General features: G+C 43.9%; 32 protein-coding genes and 5 pseudogenes. 31 read left to right on the top strand and 6 right to left on the bottom strand.

Annotated elements, in window-relative coordinates; all coding sequences use genetic code 11:
• Positions 1-42 precede the first annotated feature (42 nt).
• Both ACMZI0_RS10550 and ACMZI0_RS10545 read right to left on the bottom strand, forming a co-directional pair.
• On the bottom strand, positions 43-267 hold the full coding sequence (locus ACMZI0_RS10550; protein WP_415672901.1) for a hypothetical protein: 225 nt from the start codon (positions 265-267) through the stop codon (positions 43-45).
• Between the two features lie 396 nt (positions 268-663).
• Complete coding sequence (locus ACMZI0_RS10545; protein WP_415672900.1) at positions 664-1878, bottom strand: tyrosine-type recombinase/integrase; 1215 nt, start codon at positions 1876-1878, stop codon at positions 664-666.
• 351 nt (positions 1879-2229) lie between these two features.
• Here ACMZI0_RS10545 and ACMZI0_RS10540 point away from each other — a divergent pair, with 351 nt between their 5' ends.
• Positions 2230-3447 carry a tyrosine-type recombinase/integrase gene (locus ACMZI0_RS10540; RefSeq protein WP_415672899.1) on the top strand — a complete coding sequence of 406 codons (1218 nt, stop codon included), beginning with the start codon at positions 2230-2232 and terminating at the stop codon, positions 3445-3447.
• A 140-nt stretch (positions 3448-3587) separates the two neighbouring features.
• On the opposite strand, the gene ACMZI0_RS10535 is transcribed toward ACMZI0_RS10540, so the two are convergent.
• The gene (locus ACMZI0_RS10535; RefSeq protein ID WP_415672898.1) at positions 3588-4160 is read right to left on the bottom strand and encodes a metal-dependent hydrolase; all 573 of its coding nucleotides are present in this window, start codon (positions 4158-4160) and stop codon (positions 3588-3590) included.
• 208 nt (positions 4161-4368) lie between these two features.
• On the opposite strand from ACMZI0_RS10535, the gene ACMZI0_RS10530 reads away from it, so the two are divergent.
• A complete protein-coding gene (locus tag ACMZI0_RS10530) occupies positions 4369-5298 on the top strand; it encodes an Rpn family recombination-promoting nuclease/putative transposase (protein WP_415672897.1) in 930 nt (309 codons plus the stop codon).
• Positions 5299-5556: 258 nt separating this feature from the next.
• On the opposite strand, the gene ACMZI0_RS10525 is transcribed toward ACMZI0_RS10530, so the two are convergent.
• Positions 5557-5850, bottom strand: a complete 294-nt coding sequence (locus tag ACMZI0_RS10525; RefSeq protein ID WP_415672974.1) for an HIRAN domain-containing protein — start codon at positions 5848-5850, stop codon at positions 5557-5559.
• A gap of 198 nt (positions 5851-6048) precedes the next feature.
• A complete protein-coding gene (locus tag ACMZI0_RS10520) occupies positions 6049-6369 on the bottom strand; it encodes a helix-turn-helix domain-containing protein (protein WP_415672896.1) in 321 nt (106 codons plus the stop codon).
• Between the two features lie 205 nt (positions 6370-6574).
• On the opposite strand from ACMZI0_RS10520, the gene ACMZI0_RS10515 reads away from it, so the two are divergent.
• From ACMZI0_RS10515 to ACMZI0_RS10490, 6 genes are all read left to right on the top strand, one after another.
• Positions 6575-6847 carry a Cox family DNA-binding protein gene (locus tag ACMZI0_RS10515; protein WP_415672895.1) on the top strand — a complete coding sequence of 91 codons (273 nt, stop codon included), beginning with the start codon at positions 6575-6577 and terminating at the stop codon, positions 6845-6847.
• Between the two features lie 216 nt (positions 6848-7063).
• Complete coding sequence (locus ACMZI0_RS10510; protein WP_415672894.1) at positions 7064-7354, top strand: hypothetical protein; 291 nt, start codon at positions 7064-7066, stop codon at positions 7352-7354.
• Positions 7355-7403: 49 nt separating this feature from the next.
• The gene (locus ACMZI0_RS10505; RefSeq protein ID WP_415672893.1) at positions 7404-7691 is read left to right on the top strand and encodes a hypothetical protein; all 288 of its coding nucleotides are present in this window, start codon (positions 7404-7406) and stop codon (positions 7689-7691) included.
• A complete protein-coding gene (locus ACMZI0_RS10500) occupies positions 7691-8197 on the top strand; it encodes a hypothetical protein (protein WP_415672892.1) in 507 nt (168 codons plus the stop codon). The genes ACMZI0_RS10505 and ACMZI0_RS10500 overlap by 1 nt, the downstream gene beginning before the upstream one ends.
• Before the next feature lie 126 nt (positions 8198-8323).
• Positions 8324-8791: a YqaJ viral recombinase family protein gene (locus ACMZI0_RS10495; protein WP_415672973.1), complete on the top strand. Its 468-nt coding sequence runs from the start codon at positions 8324-8326 to the stop codon at positions 8789-8791.
• A 31-nt stretch (positions 8792-8822) separates the two neighbouring features.
• Positions 8823-9404, top strand: coding sequence for a DUF669 domain-containing protein (locus ACMZI0_RS10490; RefSeq protein WP_415672891.1), 582 nt, complete (start codon positions 8823-8825; stop codon positions 9402-9404).
• 2 nt (positions 9405-9406) lie between these two features.
• Here the strand turns inward: ACMZI0_RS10490 and ACMZI0_RS10485 are convergent, their stop codons facing one another.
• A complete protein-coding gene (locus ACMZI0_RS10485) occupies positions 9407-9766 on the bottom strand; it encodes a DUF1640 domain-containing protein (RefSeq protein WP_415672890.1) in 360 nt (119 codons plus the stop codon).
• A 60-nt stretch (positions 9767-9826) separates the two neighbouring features.
• On the opposite strand from ACMZI0_RS10485, the gene ACMZI0_RS10480 reads away from it, so the two are divergent.
• The 23 genes and pseudogenes from ACMZI0_RS10480 to ACMZI0_RS10370 all read left to right on the top strand — a co-directional run bounded on the left by ACMZI0_RS10480 (position 9827) and on the right by ACMZI0_RS10370 (position 24160).
• A complete protein-coding gene (locus tag ACMZI0_RS10480; protein WP_415672889.1) occupies positions 9827-10603 on the top strand; it encodes a hypothetical protein in 777 nt (258 codons plus the stop codon).
• A 275-nt stretch (positions 10604-10878) separates the two neighbouring features.
• The gene (locus tag ACMZI0_RS10475; RefSeq protein ID WP_415672888.1) at positions 10879-11070 is read left to right on the top strand and encodes a hypothetical protein; all 192 of its coding nucleotides are present in this window, start codon (positions 10879-10881) and stop codon (positions 11068-11070) included.
• Between the two features lies 1 nt (position 11071).
• On the top strand, positions 11072-11365 hold the full coding sequence (locus tag ACMZI0_RS10470; protein ID WP_415672887.1) for a hypothetical protein: 294 nt from the start codon (positions 11072-11074) through the stop codon (positions 11363-11365).
• Positions 11358-12329: a replication protein gene (locus ACMZI0_RS10465; RefSeq protein WP_415672886.1), complete on the top strand. Its 972-nt coding sequence runs from the start codon at positions 11358-11360 to the stop codon at positions 12327-12329. Before ACMZI0_RS10470 ends, ACMZI0_RS10465 begins: the two co-directional genes overlap by 8 nt.
• On the top strand, positions 12326-13177 hold the full coding sequence (locus ACMZI0_RS10460; RefSeq protein ID WP_415672885.1) for an ATP-binding protein: 852 nt from the start codon (positions 12326-12328) through the stop codon (positions 13175-13177). The genes ACMZI0_RS10465 and ACMZI0_RS10460 overlap by 4 nt, the downstream gene beginning before the upstream one ends.
• A 212-nt stretch (positions 13178-13389) precedes the next feature.
• Positions 13390-13659, top strand: a complete 270-nt coding sequence (locus ACMZI0_RS10455) for a hypothetical protein (protein WP_415672884.1) — start codon at positions 13390-13392, stop codon at positions 13657-13659.
• A 396-nt stretch (positions 13660-14055) separates the two neighbouring features.
• Complete coding sequence (locus ACMZI0_RS10450) at positions 14056-14310, top strand: RusA family crossover junction endodeoxyribonuclease (RefSeq protein ID WP_415672972.1); 255 nt, start codon at positions 14056-14058, stop codon at positions 14308-14310.
• A complete protein-coding gene (locus ACMZI0_RS10445) occupies positions 14304-14822 on the top strand; it encodes a DNA methyltransferase (RefSeq protein WP_415672883.1) in 519 nt (172 codons plus the stop codon). The genes ACMZI0_RS10450 and ACMZI0_RS10445 overlap by 7 nt, the downstream gene beginning before the upstream one ends.
• Positions 14819-15469: a site-specific DNA-methyltransferase gene (locus ACMZI0_RS10440; RefSeq protein ID WP_415672882.1), complete on the top strand. Its 651-nt coding sequence runs from the start codon at positions 14819-14821 to the stop codon at positions 15467-15469. The genes ACMZI0_RS10445 and ACMZI0_RS10440 overlap by 4 nt, the downstream gene beginning before the upstream one ends.
• A 71-nt stretch (positions 15470-15540) precedes the next feature.
• Positions 15541-15750 (top strand): phage holin family protein, encoded by a 210-nt coding sequence (locus ACMZI0_RS10435; protein ID WP_415672881.1) that lies wholly within the window; start codon positions 15541-15543, stop codon positions 15748-15750.
• A complete protein-coding gene (locus ACMZI0_RS10430) occupies positions 15750-15986 on the top strand; it encodes a hypothetical protein (protein WP_415672880.1) in 237 nt (78 codons plus the stop codon). The genes ACMZI0_RS10435 and ACMZI0_RS10430 overlap by 1 nt, the downstream gene beginning before the upstream one ends.
• Entirely contained in the window at positions 15986-16483 is a 498-nt protein-coding gene (locus ACMZI0_RS10425) for a lysozyme (protein WP_415672879.1), read from the top strand. The genes ACMZI0_RS10430 and ACMZI0_RS10425 overlap by 1 nt, the downstream gene beginning before the upstream one ends.
• Before the next feature lie 163 nt (positions 16484-16646).
• Positions 16647-16793 (top strand): annotated as a pseudogene (locus ACMZI0_RS10420) (Rha family transcriptional regulator); the annotation flags it as partial.
• A gap of 51 nt (positions 16794-16844) precedes the next feature.
• Positions 16845-17021, top strand: coding sequence for a hypothetical protein (locus ACMZI0_RS10415; protein WP_415672878.1), 177 nt, complete (start codon positions 16845-16847; stop codon positions 17019-17021).
• The gene (locus ACMZI0_RS10410; RefSeq protein ID WP_415672877.1) at positions 17018-17509 is read left to right on the top strand and encodes a lysis protein; all 492 of its coding nucleotides are present in this window, start codon (positions 17018-17020) and stop codon (positions 17507-17509) included. The genes ACMZI0_RS10415 and ACMZI0_RS10410 overlap by 4 nt, the downstream gene beginning before the upstream one ends.
• Positions 17509-17712, top strand: a complete 204-nt coding sequence (locus ACMZI0_RS10405; RefSeq protein WP_415672876.1) for a DUF551 domain-containing protein — start codon at positions 17509-17511, stop codon at positions 17710-17712. Before ACMZI0_RS10410 ends, ACMZI0_RS10405 begins: the two co-directional genes overlap by 1 nt.
• A gap of 1 nt (position 17713) precedes the next feature.
• Entirely contained in the window at positions 17714-18028 is a 315-nt protein-coding gene (locus ACMZI0_RS10400) for a hypothetical protein (RefSeq protein WP_415672875.1), read from the top strand.
• A gap of 8 nt (positions 18029-18036) precedes the next feature.
• A complete protein-coding gene (locus tag ACMZI0_RS10395) occupies positions 18037-18375 on the top strand; it encodes an HNH endonuclease signature motif containing protein (RefSeq protein WP_415672874.1) in 339 nt (112 codons plus the stop codon).
• A gap of 152 nt (positions 18376-18527) precedes the next feature.
• On the top strand, positions 18528-18995 hold the full coding sequence (locus tag ACMZI0_RS10390) for a phage terminase small subunit P27 family (protein WP_415672873.1): 468 nt from the start codon (positions 18528-18530) through the stop codon (positions 18993-18995).
• A pseudogene (locus ACMZI0_RS10385) lies at positions 18946-20694 on the top strand (terminase large subunit). The gene ACMZI0_RS10390 and the pseudogene ACMZI0_RS10385 overlap by 50 nt, the downstream one beginning before the upstream one ends.
• Positions 20694-22021: pseudogene (locus ACMZI0_RS10380) on the top strand (phage portal protein). Before ACMZI0_RS10385 ends, ACMZI0_RS10380 begins: the two co-directional pseudogenes overlap by 1 nt.
• 65 nt (positions 22022-22086) lie before the next feature.
• Positions 22087-22894 (top strand): annotated as a pseudogene (locus ACMZI0_RS10375) (head maturation protease, ClpP-related).
• A 12-nt stretch (positions 22895-22906) separates the two neighbouring features.
• Positions 22907-24160 (top strand): annotated as a pseudogene (locus ACMZI0_RS10370) (phage major capsid protein).
• The last annotated feature ends 82 nt before the right edge of the window (positions 24161-24242 follow it).

The following is a 24242-nucleotide window of genomic DNA, read 5'->3' as shown; positions in this document are numbered from 1 at the left end:
TTTAGTTAATGTGTGCAAGATGTGGGAATAAAGAAAATGTCACTACATCGTTTTTTTATTAGAGTCATAAAATGCATAGTCTGGAGAGAGGATCCATTTTTTGACACCTGAATGCTCTTTGATGAAGTTATCTAGAAGATCTTTACCGCTCTGAATAAAACTATTATTGAAATGGAGAACTGTGGTGTGGATGCAGAAGCCTATGGGGCTTTGCTCCAGATCAATGCTCTCAAGTGCTTCTGGCTTAATAAAGCTGGAAAAATCCATTTTTACCTCATTCTAATTTAATAAATTTTTGTCTGGTGTAAAATCTTCTCAATGGAAATGTCATCAGTTTATCAAAGCACGTAGTCACATCATAGGTGTAGCGACTCATATTCATCGAAGCTGGCATGGTCGTCTTGCTCTGATCCTCACAGCTCAACACTTAACAATCTTAGGTCCGTTCTTCGCTCACAACCGACTATCAGATTTAGCCACATTTTGCCGCAGATCAGTATCTTGTTGAGCAATGGCTAACCCATTTGATATTCAGCGTTATCTTCTGATATGCATTTGGATATTCCTGTTCCATCGCATCTCTCTAGCGTGATCCCGGTTCAATCAGCGAACTACATACCACCGTGTGAAAGCCGGAACAACTCCGGCTAATTATCCCCTTGCCTATTTTCGGTTCCCTATCTCCACAACCTTCCTTGCATCCTCATGCTCCAGGCCATCAACAAAATCCTCATACCACTGCAACATGCCTCTCCGCTGTTCCAAATACTGCGCATGGTTATACGTCCCACGAATTGTGTTCTTATCTACATGGGCAAGTTGCAATTCGATCCAGGCGGTGTTATAGCCTTGCTCATGTAGTATGGTGCTCATCGTGTGGCGAAAGTCGTGTCCTGTCGCTTTTCCATGATAACCAATCCGTTTCAGTACCTGATTAATACTGGCTTCACTCATCGGTTTCGTAATGTCGTTACGTCCAGGGAAAACCAGGTTGTAGCGTCCGGTAACGGCATAGAGCTGTTGCAGCGCATCGATCACTTGATCGGAGAGGGGAACGAGGTGAGGGCGGCGCATTTTCATGCGTTTTTTCGGTACTTCCCAAAGCTGTTTCTCAAAATCAAACTCCTTCCATTCTGCTTGTCGTAATTCGATAGTGCGCACGCCAGTAAGCATTAGGATACGTGTTGCCAGTTGTGTGACCTTACTACCCGAATAAGTTGATAAAGCGCGTAGAAAATCTGGCAGTTCATCAGGCAATAAGTGAGGGTAGTGCGTGGCTTTGGGTTGGGGAAGGGCGCTTGCCAGTTCTGATGCTGGGTTGTTTTCCGCTCGACCAGTGACGATGGCGTAACGGAACACTTGATTGCAGGCCTGTCTGATTTTTCGCAATTTGTCCAATACGCCGCGTTTTTCCAGTTTGCGCAGTGTGGTTAGAATCTCCGGCGGCTTAATTTCAGCAACAGGACGTTTGCCGATATCAGGGAAGATGTCGTTCTCAAAGGCTTCCATCAGGTCTTCTGCATAGCCTTTCGACCAGTTAGGGCGCTTATATTCACGCCATTCGAGAGCGATGGCTTTGAAGGTGTTATTGATATTGATTTTCTTTGCCTGTCTTTCGACCTGCTTTTGTTCACTAGGATCGCCACCTGAGGCGACGATTTTTCGAGCCTCATGCCGTTTTAGTCTCGCTTCTGCCAGCGAGATATCAGGATAAACACCGATAGATAATTTTTTCTCTTTCCCTGCAACGCAGTACTTCAAACGCCAGTATTTGGCTCCGTTCGGCTTTATCAGAAGATAAAAGCCTGCGCCGTCAGTGAGTTTGTATTCTTTGTCTTGTGGTTTGGCGGTTTCTATCTGTCGAGCATTAAGTGGCATGGTGGGGGCCCCTAATAGTCATTGAACAAGAAGAGCCCCCATATAGGCCCCCAACATCGACTTGATTTCCGGTATGCTGGGTTGACCTCGGTGGAGCTCAGCGACAGAAAATCCTTGTGGTATCAATGAATATAACGGGGTTTTGTTGAATTCGGTAGAGTCTGGGAGAACTTAAAATGGTACGCCCTACAGGGCTCGCACCTGTGATCTACGGCTTAGAAGGGCGATAACTTCTTGTTTTAACTCATAACAGATGATTCCATTCAGTTTCAACCTACTGTAATAAAAAGATTTTTACATGTTGTCTGATTTCACTTTATGACATAGTATTTCACCATAACGACACCCGTAATGGCAGGAATATTACTCACTGACAGCAAGATCAAAGGTATTAAACCCAAAGAGCAAGCGTATTACGTGTGGCAATTATCAGCCACCAGAGGTACAGGACGTTTGGGTCTGAAAATTTACCCTTCTGGTAGGAAGATTTTTGTTTACAAGTACCATAAAGATGGTGCTCGCAAATTCCTTTCTCTGGGAGATTATCCCACTGTAGCCCTCGCAGAAGCAACCGCAAAAGCTCTCACCGCCGCCGCCAATATCACCACCCCAGAAAAGTCTATTGCTGAACACGCCACTATAAAACAATTGTTTGACGATTACATCACTACTCAAAAAAAGCTGGGAAATCGCTCTTATGACAAAACAAGCAATAGGCTCAACCAAGTGTTAAGCAGTAAATACATTGATCCGGCTACACCCGCTAAGGAAATAACAGCCGTTCAGATCAAGCGTGTTCTTGCAGAGTTTATAGAACGTGGAGCAAACTCCGGGGCAAATAAAGTTAGAGCTAACCTTCATGCTGTATTCAATTTTGGGTTATTCGCGGACAACGATCCGGCCAACATTAACGGAAAAACCATTTACGGGCTTGACCGAAACCCGGTAAGCGTCATTCCACTGCAAAAACGTGTAGATAAGGCGCTTGATCGTTTTTTGTCATGGGACGAACTCAGCGAGCTATTACGATTGCTTGCGGTAACGGAATCAGCCTGCCCCATTCATCCAGACTTCGCTCAATTGACCCTGCTGTGTATCTTTAGCGCCGGGCAGCGCCCGTGGGAAATAATGACCAATACTTGTGATCAATGGGATGAAAAAAATAAAACCCTTACAGTACCCCCTCACATATCAAAAAATAGTGATTTCCACATTATCCCACTGAATCAAAGCGCCACTGAGATTCTGAAACGGCAGAGAAAAAAATATCCAGACGCGGTGTTTCTTTTTCCGGGCAATACAAAAGAAGGGCATTTGCTGTCCGCTGAGTACAGTAAACAACTCCGTAAATTCTGTAAATTAACCGGTTTTAATAAATTCACACCCAGAGATATTCGCTGTACCTTTAAAACCCTAGCAGGGGATATGGGCATTAGTGCGGAAATGCGTGATAGACTTCAAAATCACAAAAGGCCAGGTGTGTCAGCGAAACATTACGATAGGTATGATTATCTAAGAGAAAAACGAGAAATAATTGAACAGTGGGGAAAAAAATTACTTGCTTTATGATGGATATACTCAACGTACTTCAAGATGCATCTACCTATCCAGTAGAAAGCACGGACAGTAAGTCTCTCGCAGGGCCTTGCCGTGTATCTTGAAGTTTATTGAGTATAGAAACAATATCTTATGTAAAAGTCAATTTCAAATCAATTTTTACGTACCCATTGCCATATATTCTGTATAGAATCAATGACCAATAATTTATTCATTATTAATATATCGAAGGGATACAGAAAAGCACATGCCAGTACGAATGCACAAAATACTCGTTCCCACAGCGGATATTTACTGGGGCTCAATATTGGAATACAAAAACGCCAACGACATGGCCATAGCAACGGTACTCCTGCTGGTGTTAACATATCGGCTACAACATGGCTAATATAGCCAACGACCATGGCATGGACGAAGTCTATCGGTATTGGAATAATAATTCGTGACAAAAAGCCTGAAAAAAGAAATATGCTGCACCCTGCAATAGCCAAAAAACTGTGAGTAATACCTCTATGACCGAACACCTTGGCAATGGGCATAGAAAGCCATTTTAATCGCTGACCTAACAAAGATTTAGGGTGATCAATGTCTGGCAGCAGGCATGTCAATATTCCACCAATAATAATATGCCCCCAGTTCCCTTGAGCTAAGGCTGGTGATAACTCCAATTTCTTCGCAAAAATAGCGCTTGCTAAAGCAAAGATGAAATGCCCGCCAGCAGTCATAGTAACCACACATAGTTATATTTGGATATAATTATTTATTTGTGTGCATTATGCAGCTAAAATAATTAAATAATCAACGGGTTACTCAGTGAAAAAACTCCGCCCACGCTAGATAGCTGCTGGTGACATCCATGAGAAGCGATCCGGCTTATTTGAGCTTCAGTAATTTCAATGGTAGATTATCCCCTTAACGCGGTATACTACACCCATGACAAAATCATCACTATCCCAACATGATGCACTGTTCAAAAAGTTTCTTGGCGATATTGCTGTAGCTCGGGACTTTTTGGAGGTACATTTACCACCTCATCTTCGGGAGCGCTGCGATTTCAGCACTCTTGCGATGGAATCAGGTAGCTTTATCGAAGACGATCTACGTACCCAGTGTTCAGATATGCTATACTCTGTGCAGACGAATGCAGGGAAAGGCTATATATACACATTGCTCGAGCACCAGAGTAGGCCCGAGAAACTGATGGCGTGGCGTTTAATGCGTTATAGCATGGCCGCCATGCAACGGCACCTTGAACAAGGCAATGACTCTTTGCCTGTTGTAATCCCCCTCCTGTTTTACCATGGCACAACGTCGCCCTATCCGTACAGCACCCAATGGTTCGATTGCTTTGCTGACCCTGAACTGGCAGAATCAGTCTATAGGCAAGCATTCCCGCTGGTTGATATTACCACGATACCGGATGAGGAAATCCTGACGCACCGCCGGGTAGCACTCTTGCAACTTGTACAAAAGCACATCCGAACCCGCGATATGTTGGAACTTGCCGTAGAATTAGCTAATCTAATAGAAACATGGCAGTATTCCAAAGAACAATGCAGGAGTTTATTATATTATATAGCTCAAGCAGGAAATACGATTGACGGCGAGGGATTCATACGAACCCTTGCGGAAAAAGCACCGACTTACCGGGAGGATTTTATGACGATTGCAGAGCAACTTGAAGCAAAAGGCCGCGAAAAAGGCAAGCATGAAGGCTACCAGCTAGGCCGACAGGATGGGGTTAACGAAGGCAGACAACAAGCTACTCGACAATTGGCAAAACAACTTCTTGCTAACGGTGTAGATCGTTCTGTCATTAAGATATCTACCAGCCTAACGGATGATGAACTAGATAAACTATGAGAAAAGAAGCTATACTCAAAATAATTCAAGATGCAGTCGCTTATCCAGCAGAAGGCGTGGGTAGTAAGGCTATTTAGCTTCACCCCCCTACATCTTCAAGTTAATTAAGTATGTATTTTATTTGAATATTACAAAATAAACAAGAATCAATATTGCTATATTGAGCATGTAGTTTATTACTTTTTTAGTTATTACATTATTTTTATCAGTTGCGGATGACATAGTCTTTTTTTAAGACGATTTTTTCTTCGCTCATCTCTAATACGTTTGTACATTGATACGTTTGTACATTTCTTCAACATCATTTTCTGTCCAATTAGTATTGATGGTGATATGAACATACGGTGTGGCATCATCACTCCATGAAGGCAGCCATACTTTGTAAATTTCAGTCGATATAATTTCTCCGCCTTCTTTTAACATTGGCGATATTTCTTTAGCATCTTCACGAGGAACAAAGCCAATCATTAAGTTATTGAATCCAAAAAATCCTGATTTTGAAATATAAACACCTATTGCATTTCTGTCGTGCTTGTTTCCACTGTGACGAATTAAACTGACATTGATTTTAGTGTAGTCGTCAATATCTAAATTTTTTTATAATATCTTTTCGTAATGTTCCATCTTTATTGTCATAATAAATTCCTGCCACCTCGAAGTTGTATTTTATTGAATTAATTCCTTTGCTCAACAATGACCTTATAAATTATATGATTATTGCTTCTGCGATCATCCAGAAATCATATAATGTTAACAACCATTCTCCTTCGTATGGAAGGATTTTCTTTGATCCTTCTTCTCCGAGACCTCTGAGTCACTGAGAGAGAAAGCCGGTTCAATTTGTCCGGCACTTGGTGCTGTTTTATCGGACATTAGCCACATAGTGTATTTATTCAATTTAGGGTGTTTCACAATTTTATCAATAACGTTTAACCCTACTCCACTCTGTCCTGTTTCGTAATTTCGTATTGCTCCAAGGCTTATACCAGTTAATGCTGAAAATTCTGGCTGAGTAAGCCCTTCTGCATGACGAATATCTTTTAGTTTTTTTCCATACTCACTTGACATCATCCTTTCCTCAGGATTATTATGTTCAAAACATCCTTTATAAAGGATGTTTTTTAAGCAAATGCCGAGAAATCCACCACAAATTAGGTCAATTAAGGCAAATGTACCCAGCGTTAAGCATAACAGATGTCAAGCTCTGTTTTGAGATTTAAAGGACTTAGAGCAACCTAGAAGTACCTAGAAGCACTTTGGAGTATATGGGGATCGGATGATTAAGAATGACTACGAGGTTAAATATCCGCTTGACGCAGTAAGCATTGAAAAGTTTTCCGAGCTACTCGGAAAGCCAGAAGCCGCTGTCAGGAAGATGATAATCAACAACAAATTACCTGTTGTCGAGTTAACCGATCCTGAGGCAGCTGCGGCGCGTGTTGGGGAACGTTGGGTAGTCATCTCAGAATTTAATCGCAGAGTCCTTGAAGCTTATTACAACCGTCCCGCAGAAGAACGTGATGCTTGGCTTAAGTGGCTTGGATTGTGAACCAAGCAAGAAGTTTGAACAAAAGCTCATAGCTAGCGTTCAGGGCTGTGAACTGCTCTTTAACAAATTGAACTAGCGTACATCGATAGGTGTACAGGTAGTCGTTTTCAACATAGTCGAACGGCGCGACTTTAAACCATGCGTCGGGTGCTCGGCGGGCTAAGGATTAGCGGCAATGATGCACTATAAAACATTTATAACCAATGCAAAGGTTCAATGATGGAAACATTAACGAAAAACTCTATATTCACTGCTGTGGATAAATTAACGGTAGAAGAAAAAGAAATCTGTATCGAAGATGCAAAAGACTTGTATGAATCTTTGCGTGACGGTGATGTCGCCAGGTTGCTTACTCAAAAAACCGCAGGATGTCGATATCAAGCCTGGAAACTCGCATTAGAAAAATATCCTAATCTTCAATTATTACCAATCGAGTTAGTGAATTTGGCTGCGCAATACGAATATGTCATGCGAAATGATGACATAAGCTATAACGTATCTGAATAAATCATTTAACTCAGTATTAACAACCGCTATCGCCGAAGAAGGAAGCAGCATGGAAATTCAAACTGAAAATGAAATTCTTCGCGCACTGAAAAAATTAACGGTTGAAGAAGAGGAATTCTGTCAGCCGGGCGGGGAGTATTTATACGAAAGTTTAACCAACGGTTATCTTGCGCAAAAACTCTCCGATACAGATAAAGGCGATGAATACGACGCATGGCTACTGGCACTCGAAACTACCGACGGATTCGATGAAGTCTTGTACGATGTTACCCAGAAAGTCGAACAAATTTTATATCTGATGCGATGCAGAGATGCTCATTATGAGGTACCCGCTTAATGAAAGACAAAACGCATTATAGAAATGCGTTCGATTCACCTTATTTGAGCAGCGCCGATATTGTTGAGCCGACAGTATTAACCATCTCTCATGTTGTGCTGGAATTAGATAAAACCAAGAAAACTCAAGACAAGTTCAATACCGCTTATTTCAAAGAAAAGCAAATCAGGCCAAACGAAAAACTTAAGCCAATGATTCTTAATGCAACCAATAGCAAGGTCATTAAAAAAATATCAGGTTCGTCATTTATCGAGGACTGGCAGAATTTAACCGTGATGATTGGAGTTGAACATGTCAAGTTTGGACGTGAATATGTCGAAGGATTAAGGATTTATCCAGCCATTACCAAGAAAAAAACATTAACACCAACTCAGGTTGAAATGTGGGAAAAGGCCAAACAAAGCTACATCAATAATAAATCGCTAGAAAAAGTATTAGCACATGTTGAGATGTCGCTGGAAGACCAGGAACGCCTCAAGAAGGAGTGCGCTAATGCAATGGTATAACGTGCAGCAAAATACGGAAGAGTGGGATACGCTTCGTTTAGGAAAGGTTACTGCATCACAGTTTAGCTCTTTTATGGCCAACCAGGGAAAACTTTTGGCGAACCGGCAAAGCGATATGCGTTACAAATTGCGCTAGAGATTATTACAGGAAAAAAATCAGATTTTAGTTTCACCAATGAGCACATGCTACGCGGACACGAGCAGGAACCAATAGCCAGAAGGCTATACGAAGAAATAAATTTTGTTGATGTAACCAATGGCGGATTTTTTGACTGTGGTGAATATGGTGATAGCCCTGATGGATTGATTGGAGATGACGGGATTATTGAAATTAAGTCTGTTACAGCACCAGTGCATTATGCCACTTTGGAACGCGAATCTTTTGACCCAACTTACAAATGGCAACTTATAGGCCACCTTGATTGCACAGGTCGTAATTGGGTTGATTTTGTCAGCTACTGTTCCGATTTTCCAGAGGGTGGACAATTAATTGTAAACAGGCTGTATCGAAAAAATCACGAGGAAGATATTAATCAACTTAGGATGCGACGCGCTCAGTTTCTTCACTTTATCCAATTCACCAAAATAGAATAAAACAGACCATAGCGTCTTAAAGAGACGAATCTTGAACAATATCACCTTTACGTATAACCAAGAAGCCGCCTTAGCTGCCGGTCAAAGTGCATTTATCAATGAATCTGGCGCTTATATTGTCACGATTCAGGAAGCAAAATATATGACCAGTAGCGGTGGCGCTGAATCAATTGAATTTTCGGTTGAAGCAGATGATGGAAAGAAAGCGAATTACCTGAATGTATATACGAAGAAAAAAGACGGTACGCCAAATAAATACGGAGTCAATATAATTAACGCTATCATGGGCTGCGCAGGCGTTCAGCAGTTAACAACCAAAATGATTAATGCTCACACACATATAGCGCCAGAGCTTACCAATAAGCGTGTTGGGCTGGTATTGCAAAAAACACTGAAAACAAAAACGAACGGGCAAGACACTTATAGTTTCGACATTCTCTTGCCCTTCATCGCACAAACGCGACAAACATTAGACGAGCAATTAAACGGATTACCCGCTCAAACAATCGATAAGAAGCTTGCCATGCTACAGGATAAAGACGAGAGGAAGCCGGTAGAAAGAGGATATCAGCAATATCAATCAGAATATCCGGGTGATGATATTCCATTTTAGGCTTAACCGCCCCATAGCTTAGGTATCAGATCCTTAAACAATAAACTGAGGATACCGGCGAGTATAAACCATTGAAGACGGTCAAACTTAATTTCTAAGCGATCGAATCTTTTTTCAGAAAAATCAAGGCGTTTATCTATCTGGGCAATATCCTTACGTACATCGGCTATCTGCGCCTCAACTTTTTCAAAGCGATGTTCCATATCCTTGCGAACATCCTCAAGATCGCGCTTAGTAGCAAGGTCTGCTACTTCATGTGATTCACGAACGACAAGGGTTATCGCCTTAGCCTGTTCTCTGTTTAAGCCAGAATTTTCCAGCTTTTCAACGAATTCTTGTGTATCAAATGCAACTTGGCCCATATACCGGATCCTCCTTTTGGCAAGTGTAGCGTACCCAGCATATCAACGGGAAGAATTACTATGCAGAATTTAATGAATGTACAAGATTTAATAATTAATAGTGGTAACGATATTGACTCTCAGCGGTTACTGACAATGGTTAACGAAACTTGCAAGGAGTACGGCGAACGGCCGATTCGCAACAATGTTTTTGTTGAGCGAATCAAGGACGAGCTTGAAGGTGAGTTTTACAAAAGTTTTGTAAAACCCTCTGGAGAGACAGGAGGACGGCCTTTAGAGGTCATAATAATGACCCTCAAGCAAGCCCTACGCGTTGCAGCCCGGGAATCGAAAGCAGTTCGCCGCTCGCTGATTGATAAACTGGAGCAACAGGCTGCACCTAAGTCACAGGCAGAGTTAATCGCGGCTATGGCTCTGGCAAATGTCGCTCAGGAACGACGCCTGAAATCGGTGGAAACGCAAGTTGAACAGGTGGTAGAGGAAATAGGCCATATCAAGCAAGGTACTATCCCTGCTGGCTATCAGGGCTACAGCTATTTGCAAGCGACTTACGGCCTAAGCAATGCCAAAAATAAGCAGCTAGTCATGGCGTGGGGCGTTCCGAGTAAGAAAATCCCTCACTGGACGCCGCATGGTCAGGTTGTACAAATGTCCGTCGCTCATGAAGCCGATTTTGTTTCCTCGCTCCACCTCATGATGAGCGAAGCAGAGCCACGCGGCACCCAATGGTATCACCCCAAAATGGGACGTTTTGCGATTGCAGGATGGGAAGTTGACGGAAGCGGAGCTAAACACGCTGAGTATACCGGTTCGGTAACTTCGTTAGCCCAGCATTGACACAAGGACGAAACATGAGCTATATTGTTCCCAGCACCTTAACAAAACGGGTGCCGGGTTTGATAGCCCGAGTCAAAGAGCGGACATGATTGGCCGCTTCAATGCGGTTTTTGCGTCCGAAATCAGCGTTATGCCCCAATAATGGTGGGATGTAACGGGGGAGCTGAAAGGCTCGCCGGATTTCTCTTTGACCGGTCTATCAATCCCGTTACGTCTCTCCACCCTGTTTGATAGCGGGGAGCGAGGTTTGAAAACTTCAAAGAGAGGCTACCACTATGGTTGCTACCACCCTAACTCGCCCCGAGTTTATTGATACCTACTGGATTATCCCAGAATACTCCACCACGCCTTACGGCAAAGTGTCGTTTACACGTCAAGATCGCCGCACCTTCAACTCCATGTTCAAAGACAGCCTCCTAATCTGGGCTGGCCGTCAACCTGTGCACGCTGGCATGGAGGGAAATTAACATGAGAATTGTTGATATCTCCGGTGCTCAGCAGGAAAAAATAAAGCTAGAAATTAGCTCAGAAAGCTACAGCAAGCTTATTAGAGCAAGAGAAGTCGCCGCTAACATCTATAAGTATCTTGAAGCTGGAGAAGCTGAATTTAGGCCTATCCCGTGGCTACCTGAAATTCTGGATTATCTGTGCAAAGACATGGATGTCATTTTGCATGAAATCGATAAATGGGAATTGAGAAATAGCTTATCAAACGCCTATTTATTTAAAGAAAATAATTTACAGGAGCCTCGTCATGACTGACGTTACCTATGCCTATTTTAAATCAAAAGATGAGGAACAGGCGTTTCTCATGACGGGAAGCGATATTGGATTTACTAAGTGGGATAATGAGTTAAAAGAAACATTACTACGTGCGCCTCTTACATTTCGGCAATATAAGGTATTTGATGCTATTCACCGACTGACTATCGGTTGGAATAAACAGTATGCACACATTGAAAATACGCGGATAGGGAAAATGACGGCGATCCATCATACGCATGTCAGTAAAGTTAGGAAGGAACTTGAAAACATGAATATGATATTTAAACACAATAATGAAGTATCCATAAATCAAAATTATCATGAGTGGAGTTTCAATAAAAGTTTAGCTGAAACAGCTAATAAAGTTAAGCCAAATCAGCAAGGGTTAGCCAAAATAGCTAATGATAATGAAACATTAGCTAAAACGGCTAATAAAAATAAGCCAAATCAGCTAAACATTACCGAATTGGCTAATGGTTGCCAAAATAGCTACACATTAGCTGAAACGGCTAATATGAGTTTAGCTAAATCAGCTAATGAGAGTTTAGCCGAATCAGCTAAACATAAAAGAAAGGAAAGAAATATATTAAAACATAAACCACCCCAAACCCCTCCTTTGGCAAAATCAAAATCGTTTGACCCAAGCTTGGTAGAACTTCCTGCTTGGCTACCCAAACCAATCTGGGATTCTTGGGTACAGTACCGCAAGGAAATCAACAAGCCGATTAAATCCCAGCAGACGGTGACTCAGGCTATCAAGCTGCTAGGCAAGTGCCGCGATAACGGACATCAGCCTGAAGAAATTATCAACACCAGTATCGCCAACGGCTGGCATGGACTTTTCGAGCCTCATCAACCCGCACGAACCCAGCAAACCAATCCCCAATCTGTCGCGGATAACTTTTCCAGCAAGGACTACGGCACTACCCAAATACCTGATTGGGCGAGGGACTGTCTATGAACTACAGCACAGAAATTACAACCGTGCGCCAAAAACTGGCAGACCTGAATGCACCACTTAAGCCACTGGAAAACACGGTTTACGAGGAAAGGAAGGCCATCTGCGACAGGCACGGCATGTTCAAACAGCGCTGCCGTAAGATGTCCATCCACGGTAAGGGGATTGAGACAAAAACCGAATGTCCTGCTTGCCTGACAGAAAAATTATCTCAGTTACAGCAAGCCGAAGTAGAGCAGGAAAAGCAGTGTAATCGCTATAACATTCAGATTATTATGGATAATTTTAACCTCCCCGCGCGCTTTGCTGATGTCACCCTGGATAACTACGAGCCAGTTAACCCCGATGCAGCACGTTGCTTAAAACTTTGCAACGCCTATGCAACCCATTGGCCTGAACGCCTTAAGCGTGGTGGAGGTTTGGTGATGTGCGGAAAGCCCGGTACAGGCAAGAATCATCTGGCGTTGGCCATTGCGAAGCACGTTATCAATGAGCACCAAAGTTCTGCGCTATTCACGACAGTTCTGCGAATTGCCCGCGAATTTAAATCAACCTGGAGCAAAAACACAGAGTGCTCTGAAGCTGATGTCATTAAGCGGTATACGCAACCTGACTTGCTCATCATCGACGAGGTAGGTGTGCAGTTTGGTAGTGAAGCGGAAAAGATGATTTTGTTCGAGGTCATCAACACCCGCTACGAAAGCAGGAAGCCGACGATACTCATCAGCAATCTGGCATTGAACGAACTGGCCGGATTTATTGGGGAGCGCGTTATCGACCGTATGAACGACGGTGGCGGTTGCACTTTGACGTTCACGTGGGGGAGTTACCGTTCACGAATGGCTGCATGAATCAGACATCGACCAGAAATCAATTTTAACAGTGCTAAAACTCCCATAGCGGCGTTTTCTCTACTTAAGACAAAAAGGTACCAATTGTCATCTAGAATTGCGCACAGTGCCGCACATGAGATTCTGGATTATTGCAGTACTTAAAGAAAAAATTAACTCGAGGTTAATGTGAAAAAAATCTATTGATGAGCGTTCCTGATGTTCTGCAATCGATGAATTATGACGAAAGGGAAGCCTTAAAACGTTTTACTTATTCTTGTGAGAGTGAAGTCGATGTAGAGAGTCTTGCACGTATGTTAATCCTCATCGCCCACTGGTTTAGGTTAAACGAAAAAATCTCTTTCACAGAATACGCAAGTCATTATATCGAAGCCAATAAAGATACAGGAACATTTGGCACTTCAACTCAAAAAATGCAAGATACTTGGCCTCTTTCTGGAAAGTGCCGCATAAAAAATGGCGATTGTTATTTTAGGTCGTAAAACTCAGATGACACATTCAAAAAAAAGCTGGTTTCGACATGAAGCCATTAGCACACAACAAGCCAATAGGCTGGTTAAGCAATACACGGAGAAGGGCTATCATGTTGAGAAAACACTGAATACTGACCCCAAACCTTGGGATGTATCGGTTAAGTTGGAAGAGCGCCGAAATAAACAACCCACGCCACGCTGCATGATTAACAAAGTTTGGAACTCTCCGTTATATAAAATCCTACTGTGATTTAAAAACTAACCGCAAGATAAAGAGTGTTAGCATGGACTAAGCGTGATTATCGAGCTCCCTTTCCACCTAGCGTTAATACCTATTGGCGACATAACTCAAAACGAACTTACCTAAGTGATAAAGCAAAATAATTTAAAGCAACAACAACAAAAATTGTCAACGAGATGCGCCAGAAATCTGACTATCAAAAATTTGAAGGTGCAGTGTCCGTATTTATGCGGCTATATCAGCCTGACAAGAGAAAGCGTGACGTAGATAATTATTCTAAAGGCGTACTCGATTCTTTAACTGGGGCGGATATTTGGCACGATGATAGCCAAGTTCGCGTGATGACCGTTGAGAAGATGGATAACAACGGCGGTGTAAAAGGCGGCAAGTGTGTCGTCATTATTGATGAATATTGTTAAATCGTCGCTGTCTGAAAAAATCATCAATACACCAACAAGGTCAATCACATTTAAAATCTAAGGTAACAACGATGACTTTTTCAAACCAACCAATATTGGTTAGCGGAGACTCGTTGCCATATATCAAAACACTGTTAGATAATTCCATCGATCTTATCGTGATTGATCCACCATACTACCGTGTTAAGTCCTGTGCATGGGACAGGCAGTGGAAAACAACCGAGCAATATCTAGCGTGGCTAAATGATTACCTTGTTGAATTCCAGCGGATATTAAAGCCAAACGGCAGTCTCTATCTGTTTTGTAGCGCGGTATTAGCAGCAGATACCGAAATTATGCTAAGAAACCACATGAGGGTGTTAAATCACATTATTTGGGCTAAACCGTTTGGCCCGCGGCGGCGACAGAAGAAAGATACGCTCCGCTCATTTTTCCCCAGCACCGAGCGAATATTGTTTGCAGAGCAGTACGGGCAGAGGGTACAGCAAAAAATGACGCTGGCTATGCATTGAAATGTGCTGAGTTAAAAGGCGAAGTGTTCGCTCCACTGATTGAATATTTCATCACCGCAAAAAATCAACTCAATATCACGGGCAAAGAAATTGAACAGTATATGGGAAGCTATATGCACCGGCATTGGTTCTCGTATTCTCAGTGGCAGCTACCGAACGAAACACAGTATGAACGTTTGCAACAATTCTTTTCGCAAAAAGCAGCAGAGAAAAAATTAGCGTCGTCTCTCTCCAAAAGTCACCATCAACTGAGTTTCACGCACGACGAACTTCAGCGTGATTACTGTGAACTGATGAAAAGCTATGACGAACTTAAGCGACAATATGAAAACTTGCGCCGACCTTTTTCTATCACCAAAGACGTGCCGTATACCGATGTGTGGAACTTTCCACCCGTACTATACTATCCCGGTAAACATCCTTGTGAAAAACCAGCAGCATTGCTTGAGCACATTATTAACGCCAGTAGCAAGCCGAAACATACTGTAGCGGATTTCTTTATGGGATCAGGATCAACGGTGAAAGCCGCAATTCAATTAGGTCGGCAAGCTATCGGCGTGGAGTTAGAAACAGATAGATTTTTGCAGACTAAAAAAGAAATAGAAAATCTTATTCCTCAAATCAATAACAAAGGTATGATTTTTTGACGAAGCGCTACCCTTCCCTCAGAAGAAACATACCCCATTATTCAAACACTCGAAAATAAATAAAGCTATCTATGAATAATATTGAAAAATACACAACGGGCACGGCCTATGGTGCCAGCGCTACGACGTTTCTATGCGGTGCGCTATCGCTTAGTGAATGGGCGCTGGTTACGGGTATTATCTGTTCAGTGTTGACCGTTGGCCTCAACTGGTACTACCGGCACAAAGAATACTGTTTTAAGACGAAACATGAAAAAATAATAACAATAAAGAGGACGTGATGATGAGCAAGGAATTAAAACTTAACTTACATCCTTCAAACGAAAACCCCAGCAAGTTATCAAAGGCTGAGCGGTATCTTATTACCAATAATGCAGCATATTACAATGTCGTGGTCAGTGTTATTGCGGAAAGTGGGGATTTTCTCTACTTTCAGGGTTGGGATAACGGTCAGTATGAAACGTTCACGCCCGATATGTACCAATACTGGGCTGAACTACCGAACAGTTTACTATAATGTCTCCCGAACTTCGTAAACGATTGATAACAGTTACGGCAGGCGGCGTATTAGCACTTGCTGCCGTCTTGGTGCAGTGGCACGAAGGTAAGCGCTATAAGCCCTATCGTGATGGCGGCGGCGTGCTCACTGTCTGTCACGGTCATACCGGCAAGGACGTTACGCCAGGGGAAATTTATAGCGAAGAAGAATGCAAGGAGTTGATGAAGCAGGATTTGCAGGTAGCACGTGCCACAGTTGAACGTTATGTCACTGTTCAGCTTACCGATTTGCAGAAAGCCGCTTTGACTTCATTTGTTTACAACATCGGCAGTGGGGCATTTGCCAATTCAACGCTGCTTAAAAAGTTGAACGCCGGAGATATTCAAGGCGCTTGTGACCAGATGCGCCGATGGAAATACGATGAAGGAAAGGTATCAAACGGGCTGATTAACCGCAGGGAGGTAGAACGGGAAATTTGTTTAAATCCAAATGCACTAATCAATCCAACTCAATGAGCCTTGGTTATCGTTCAAGGCTTTTCTATACGCCCCGCTGCGTAAAGAATCACATCGAACCTGAACCATTTGAAATGAGCCTTTGAGGAAGTCGGTTAGTGCTGGCGAGCCTCGATGGACTGATTTCCTGTGCGGCAACGGTTCATTTCAAAAGGAAAACGCAATGCAATATTCAAATGTTGTAGTACTACCTGTATCAAAAAAACCTACCATGAGTAGCCTTGAAATGGTCGACTACATTAATGATGGCCGTGCGTTAAAAGCAAAAAGTGAAGGCTTGGTGTTCCCTTGTAAGAAATATCGGAAGCTGTAGTGGCACACTAATACCAGCCTCAAATTAAAACAAAATGAGGATGACTCCATGTGGATATTAATTTTTGCTATGTATGCGGCTCCTTTTTCAGAAACTGATTTTGCCTCGGTGAGTAGTCAGGAATTTTCATCAAAAGCGCGTTGCGAAAAAGCGAAAGAAGTATTTGAGTTAAATTTTGAAACAGTAAGGGCGATTAACGGTATAGCGTATTGTGTAGAAAAATGAACTGGAAAATTCCTCTCATTATCGCTTCGCTACTGGCCTCAATGCTTGGCGCAACCTTGCATTATCGCACGTTGTATTATGATGCTGAAAAAGCACGGAAGATTGCCGTATCGGATAGAGAAAAACAACAGGTTGCCTTTGAACAGCTAAATCGGCAGATACAAACTGTCACTGCGCTGGACACACAACACACAAAAGAGCTTGAACATGATAAGAATCTTATTGCCCAGCTTGAGCACGATGTGGCTGCTAGCCGTAGTCGGTTGCACATCAAAGCAACCTGTTCCAAAGCAACCTGTTCCAATGTGTCCGCCAATACCACATCCTCCAGCATGGATGATGCAACCCGCGCCAGACTTACAGACACCGCTCAACGAAATTATTTCACCCTCCGACATAGAATTGAAATTGCCGAGCAACAAATAAATGGCTTGCAGGATTATATACGGCAGGTGGTTTTGTCGAATAAACAGGAAAATCAAAAGTAATGAACTGGATTGATTGTCGTGTATACATGCCAGAGATTGACGATAAGGTATTGATTTATAAAGATGATAGAAAAGCGTATTTGGTCGGTATTTATCTGGGTAATTCTCAGTTTCACTATGCCGATTGTTGCCAGGGAATTCAGAAAACATGTGCCGCTAGCCACTGGATGCCGCTGCCTAAGCAGCCAATAGAGGATAAATAACATGGGAAAATATAGGGCTATTGGTTTTCATGCAATTCAAGTCTTTTTCAAAGATACTGATACGCCAGAAGAATATCTGTCGATGTGTGCGCCAACAATAACGTATGATTTCTTAAGCTTTATCACGCTTGAAAAGAAAGAATGTATTATTCCAGCATCGAGAGTAAAACACTTAAAAATACTTCCTCTAGAAAAATACAGAGCAAGCAATAAGAGTGAATCGAAACACACTTTTTGTACAAGTATTGATTCTGATTGTATCAATAATATTCAAAAAGAATTGCGAATATTATTTAATAATAGACCAGTGAATTAAAATACCAAATGAAGAAAACCACACTCTACGATTCTCGCTGGGATAAAGCGCGCCGGGCATTTCTTGCCAAACATCCTTTATGTGCCATGTGTCAAGCCAATAACTTCATAAATCCGGCAACCGTGGTTGATCATATCGTACCGCACCGTCTGCATTTCGCTAAGACGACAGAAGAATTGAAGATAGCCAAAAAACTATTCTGGGATGAAAATAACTGGCAGCCACTCTGTGTTCAGCATCACAACACAACCAAGCAACGGATGGAGAAAGGTAACAAAGGCTATGGCTGTGATGAGACCGGGATGCCGAGTAATCCCAATAGTCACTGGTATCAACAAAATAAATAGGGAGGGTGGGCTAAAAGTTCCCGTAAAAAGGGCTTCCTGACCCGAGGTCCCCCTTTGTACGCACAGTCGCGAAATGAAAACCCGTCTCATTATCTCGTATAAAATTGAAATGTAAATTTTTTTTGTAACAGTTCAAATAAAAGGATGGATTTATGGCAGGAAGACGCCCAAAACCGACCGCATTAAAATTAATTACCGGTAATCCTGGCAGAAGACCGCTCAATAGCGCTGAGCCTACACCACCACCCTATTCAGTCCCTCCCCCAACACACTTATCCAATAACGCAAAAAAAACTTGGGAACGGCTTACTATACTACTCAATAGTATGAGCGTGTTAACCATTGCTGATGCTTTTGCTTTGGAACGGCTTTGTGATATTTACGATGAGATCCTACGGTATCGCGCCATGATACAGAGCAATGGTGAAACATTTGAGGTGCATTCTCAGAACGGAGTATTAATCAAGGCCAATCCCGCTGTTTCCATGCTGTCGGATGCGGATAAACGCTTTAAAAGCTATCTGGTTGAATTTGGCTTAACACCCGCGGCAAGAACAAAGGTTAAAACGCATGATACGGAAAAAGAACCTGACGAACTCGACGAATTCTTCGGTAACTGATTTAGCCACCCACTATGCAACCGAGGTTGTTTCAGGCAATGAGCTTGCCGGCCCCGATATTCGTCACGCCTGTCAGCGTCACTTGCGGGATTTAGCCACGGTGAATACCCGCGGTATCGTGTGGAATTTATCGGCAGCTCAGCGTGCTATTCGTTTTTTTTCCAACGTATTGAAATTGAACGGCGGTATCTATGAAGGCAAGCCGTTTAATTTACTACCTTAGCAGTGTTTTATCGTTGGCTCCCTTTTTGGCTGGCTAAACAACGAAGGACAACGCCGTTTTCGGATGGCATACGTTGAAGCAGGAAAAGGATCGGGAAAATCGCCACTGGCGGCGGGGATAGGGCTATATTGCCTGGTTGCCGATAATGAAGCGCGAGCCGAAGTCTACGCCGCTGCCACCAAAAAAGACCAGGCGATGATCCTGTTTCGTGACGCAGTCGCTATGGTAGACCAATCGCCAAAGCTGGCCGAACGGATCCAGAAATCCGGTGGGGCGGGTAAGGAGTGGAATCTTGCATTTTTACAAGCCAGTGCTTTTTTCCGGCCTATCAGTGCCGATGATGGGCAATCCGGCCCTCGTCCTCACTGTGCCTTGATTGACGAAATTCACGAACACAAAAGTAATCAGGTCGTTGAAATGATGCGGGCGGGTACAAAAGGTCGCCAACAGGCATTGATTTTCATGATCACCAATAGCGGCCATAACAAAACCAGTGTGTGCTACGACTATCACGAGTACGGGCGCAAGGTGGCAGAAGGGACTGTGGAGGATGAGAGCTTTTTCGGCTTTATTTGTTCGCTGGACGAAGGCGATGACCCCTTTAAAGATAGCGGTTGTTGGAAAAAAGCGAATCCCTCATTAGGACATACGTTCAGCGAACGCTATCTACAGGAGCAAGTCACGCAAGCCCGCGGTATGCCAGCCAAAGAGAGTCTAGTTCGTCGTCTTAATTTCTGTCAATGGGTCGATGCCGAGAATCCCTGGATTAATAGTGATAGCTGGATGGCTTGTGAGGAAACCTCGCTGGATTTAGGGGCGCTGGCAAACTCACCCTGCTACGGTGGCCTGGATTTATCCGGCAAGCAGGATTTAACGGCGCTGGCGCTTTATTGGCCGGAAGAGAAAGTGGCTTATGTCGAGTTCTGGACACCGAAAGACACCTTACTGGAGCGTGCCAGGGTGAATAGAGTGCCTTACGATGCCTGGTTAAGAAACGGTTATCTTAACGCACCGCCAGGGAATGCGATTAATCTGGGCTTTGTTGCCCAACGGATAGCGGAATTATCCGCACGATATACCCTCAATCGTATTGCCCACGATGCGTATCATATTGATTATTTAAGGCTAGAACTGGAAAACGAAGGTGTGAATACGGTATTAACGCCTCACGGACAAGGCTTCGGCAAATCGAAACAATCAGGACTTTGGATGCCAAGATCAATTGAATTGTTTGAGCTGCGTCTTCTCGGTGGCGAATTACGCATTGATTTTAACCCCTGCCTACGCTGGAACGCCGCGAATACCGTTATTGAAGAAGATAAAAACGGCAATCGTGTTTTTAGCAAACGCCGCAGTAACGGACGTATTGACGGTGTGGTAGCACTGGCGATGGCAATAGGGGCCGCCGAGGGTGTTGAGGAAGAAACCGGCGATCTTGACAGCTTTTTAACGAATCCGATTATGGTAGGGCTGTAGTGAAAAAACATAAATCTCCCGGCAAAATTAAAAGCGCGGTGCTCAACTGGCTAGGGGTGCCACAGAATTTAACGGATACGCTGTCATCGTTTCATGACTATAGCCAGAGTAAGAGCGGACAAGTGGTGACAACGGATAAAGCCCTGCAACTCTCTGCGGTCTGGGCTTGTGTTCGTCTGTTGAGTGAATCGATATCCACGTTACCGCTCAAACTGTATCACCGTGAGTCGGATGGCTCACGCAGCCTCGCACAGCAACACCCTGCTTATCCTGTCCTGTGTCGTCGTCCTAACCTGGAAATGACACCTTCGCGTTTTATCCAAATGATTGTTGCCAGCTTGTGTTTACGCAGTAATGCATTTGTTGAAAAAAAGAAGGTCGGTCAGCGTCTGGTCTCCCTCGTCCCACTATTACCCCAAAACATCACCGTTAAACGGCGTGATAACGGGCGACTGGAATACCACTATACCAACGACAGCAAACCGGATTATTCCGTATTAAAACCGCGAGTTATTGCAGATAATGACATGATGCACATACGCGGTTTCGGATTAGACGGCATTTGCGGCATGATGCCGTTGAAAACGGGTCGTGAGGTGTTTGGCTCCGCGATGTCGCTCGAAACAACGGCAGCGCGGTATTTCCAGAAAGGCATGGCGGCATCAGGTTTTGTCACTTTCGACAAATTACTCAGCAAGGAGCAACGAGAAACGTTTAATAAAGAGCTTGAGCGATTTTCAGGATCGGAAAATACCGGAAAAGTCATGCTGCTAGAAGCCGGAATGAAGTTTAATGGTATCACCCTTGATCCACAAACCTCACAAATGCTAGAAAGCCGTGATCATAGCGTCGAAGAAATCTGCCGCTGGTATCGTGTTCCACCGTTTATGGTCGGTCACATCACTAAACAAAGCAGTTGGGCTTCTAGCGTGGAAGGGATGAATCTGATTTTCTTGACCAATACATTACGGCCATTACTGGTGAATATTGAACAGGAAATCGCCCGCTGTCTGCTGGATAATGACGATGATTATTTTGCGGAATTTTCTGTTGAAGGACTGCTCAGAACCGATAGCACGGGTCGAGCGGCCTATTACACTACTGCTTACAAAATGGCTGGATGAGTCGCAATGATGTGAGGAGACTGGAAAATCTGCCGCCGATTGATGGCGGAGACCTGTATACCGTTCAGTTGAACCTAACGCCCCTCGATCAACTGGGGCAGGAGAATGACGGCGAAAAAGCACGAGCTGCGCTAAATGCCTGGTTATTTCCTGAAAAATCCCCTTCTTATCACCCGACTGGCAGCCAGCAAGAAACAGAATAACTGGAGTTTTTCCCGATGAAAAAAATACACTTCCGGTATTACCGGCGGTTTTTCCCTGTCCGAAAATGACCAGTGAAATTTCACCGTCAGCATTAGCAAAATGGAACAGCGGCATCAGGGCATCAAGCCAGGATGATAATACGTTATCGATATTTGAGACGATTGGGCAGGATTGGGCAGGCGAAGGGATCACCGCTAAACGGATTGGCGCAATATTGCGTTCACTGGAAGGTAAAGATATCACCGTCAATATCAATTCGCCGGGTGGCGATCTGTTTGAAGGGCTGACTATCTTCAATCAACTACGTGAATATGCTGGCAAAGTGACCGTGAAAATATTGGGGTTAGCGGCCTCTGCGGCTTCAATCATTGCCATGTCAGGTGATGAGATACAAATCGGGCGCAGTGCTTTCTTGATGATCCACAACACTTGGGGTCTGGCAGTCGGCAATAGACATGATTTTGCCGAAATTGCGGAAAAAATGGCGCCATTTGATTTTGCCATGCGGGATATTTACGTCGCCAGAACCGGCATGGATGAAAAAACAATCACCGCGATGATGGATAATGAAACCTGGATTCATGGCGGAGAAGCGGTAAGAGAAAGGTTTTGCTGATACATTCCTGCCCGCTGATAGCACACAACAGGATAACGATTCGCCCACCGCCGCACTGAGAAAACTGGATGCACTGTTGGCGAAAGTCAATACGCCTCGAGCTGAACGGCGACGATTGTTTAAAGCTTTACGGGGTGATATGCCGAGCGCTATCACTCCCTCTCACGGTACGCTGTGCGCTACCCATGATGTTTCTTCCGAGACCTTGACACAACTGGATAATGCCTTGCGTCGTCTGGTGTCGATACCCCATTAAATTGGAGACAATATGTCTGATATTAATGAAATGTTTAAGAAAGTAACGGCTTCTATTGAAGAAGCCAGCAGCAAATATAGCGCCCAGGCAGAGAGAGCCCTGAAGGAAGCGCAAAAATCGGGTGAGCTTTCCGCAGAAACCAAAGCGGCCGTTGATAAAATGGCGGTTGAACTGAACGCCTTACGCGAAGCAGAAAAAACCCTGAAAGCCCAAGTCGGCGAAGTTGAACAACATATTGCCCAAATGCCGATCGCCAATGCGCTGAACGTGGTGAACTCTATCGGGCAACAGGTGGTTGGCATGGAGGTAGTACAGGCTTTAGGCTCGGGCATGGAATCCAGTAAACGGGTGATAGCGCCGATTAACGCCGCACTCATTTCATCGGATGTCACAGGAACGATTGTCGCGCCAGACCGTCAATCAGACATCTTAACCAAGCCGAAGCAACGATTGTTTATTCGTGATTTGCTTGCCAGTGGCAGGACGTAAAGTAACACGATTTATTACGTAAAGCAGAAAGGATTCACCAATAATGCCAAGCTAGTCGCGGAAAATACCGCCAAGCCCTATAGCACGATTGAATTTGAAGAAGCCACAGTACCTGTTCGCACGATTGCCCATATGTTTAAGGCATCCAAGCAAATTTTGGATGATTTTTCGCAACTGGCCTCCCTTATCGACATGGAGCTACGTTATGGCCTGAAATACGTTGAAGAGCAGCAACTTCTCTTCGGTGACGGTACCGGTTCAAACCTGCACGGGATCTTTACTCAGGCCACCGCATTCAAAGTGGAATTAAAACCATCGCATCGAACCGCGATTGATGATCTGCGGCTTGCCATGCTACAAGCGCAACTGGCACGGATCCCCGCGACAGGCCATGTGTTGCACTTTACCAATTGGGCACAGATTGAACTGATCAAGGATACGCTGGGGAGTTATCTCTTCTCCAATCCGGCAGGCCTGGCTACGCCGACATTGTGGGGATTACCCGTCGTCGTCACAGAATCCGCTGAATTTAAAGACAAATTCCTGGTGGGTGCATTCAGTGTAGGTGCTCAACTGTTTGACCGTGAAGAAGCAAACGTGGTGATCAGTACCGAGAATACCGATGATTTTGAAAAGAATATGATTTCGATTCGTTGCGAAGAGCGTCTGGCGCTCGCGGTTTACCGCCCTGAAGCGTTTATCAAAGGTGATTTAACCAAGATCGAGGTCTCGCCTTCCACTCCGTCAAATGCAGGAGGTGCTGGGAAAAGTGGTTAGTCAGGTAATAATGGTGGGTAATCATCAAGTTAAACAGGGTGGCCTACGGATGTAGGCCATTTTTTACTGGAAATAAACCAAC

Source organism: Symbiopectobacterium sp., assembly GCF_047692315.1.
GTDB lineage: Bacteria > Pseudomonadota > Gammaproteobacteria > Enterobacterales > Enterobacteriaceae > Symbiopectobacterium.
Note: the sequence above shows the minus strand (reverse complement) of the source record. Positions and strands in the feature narration are given on the sequence as shown.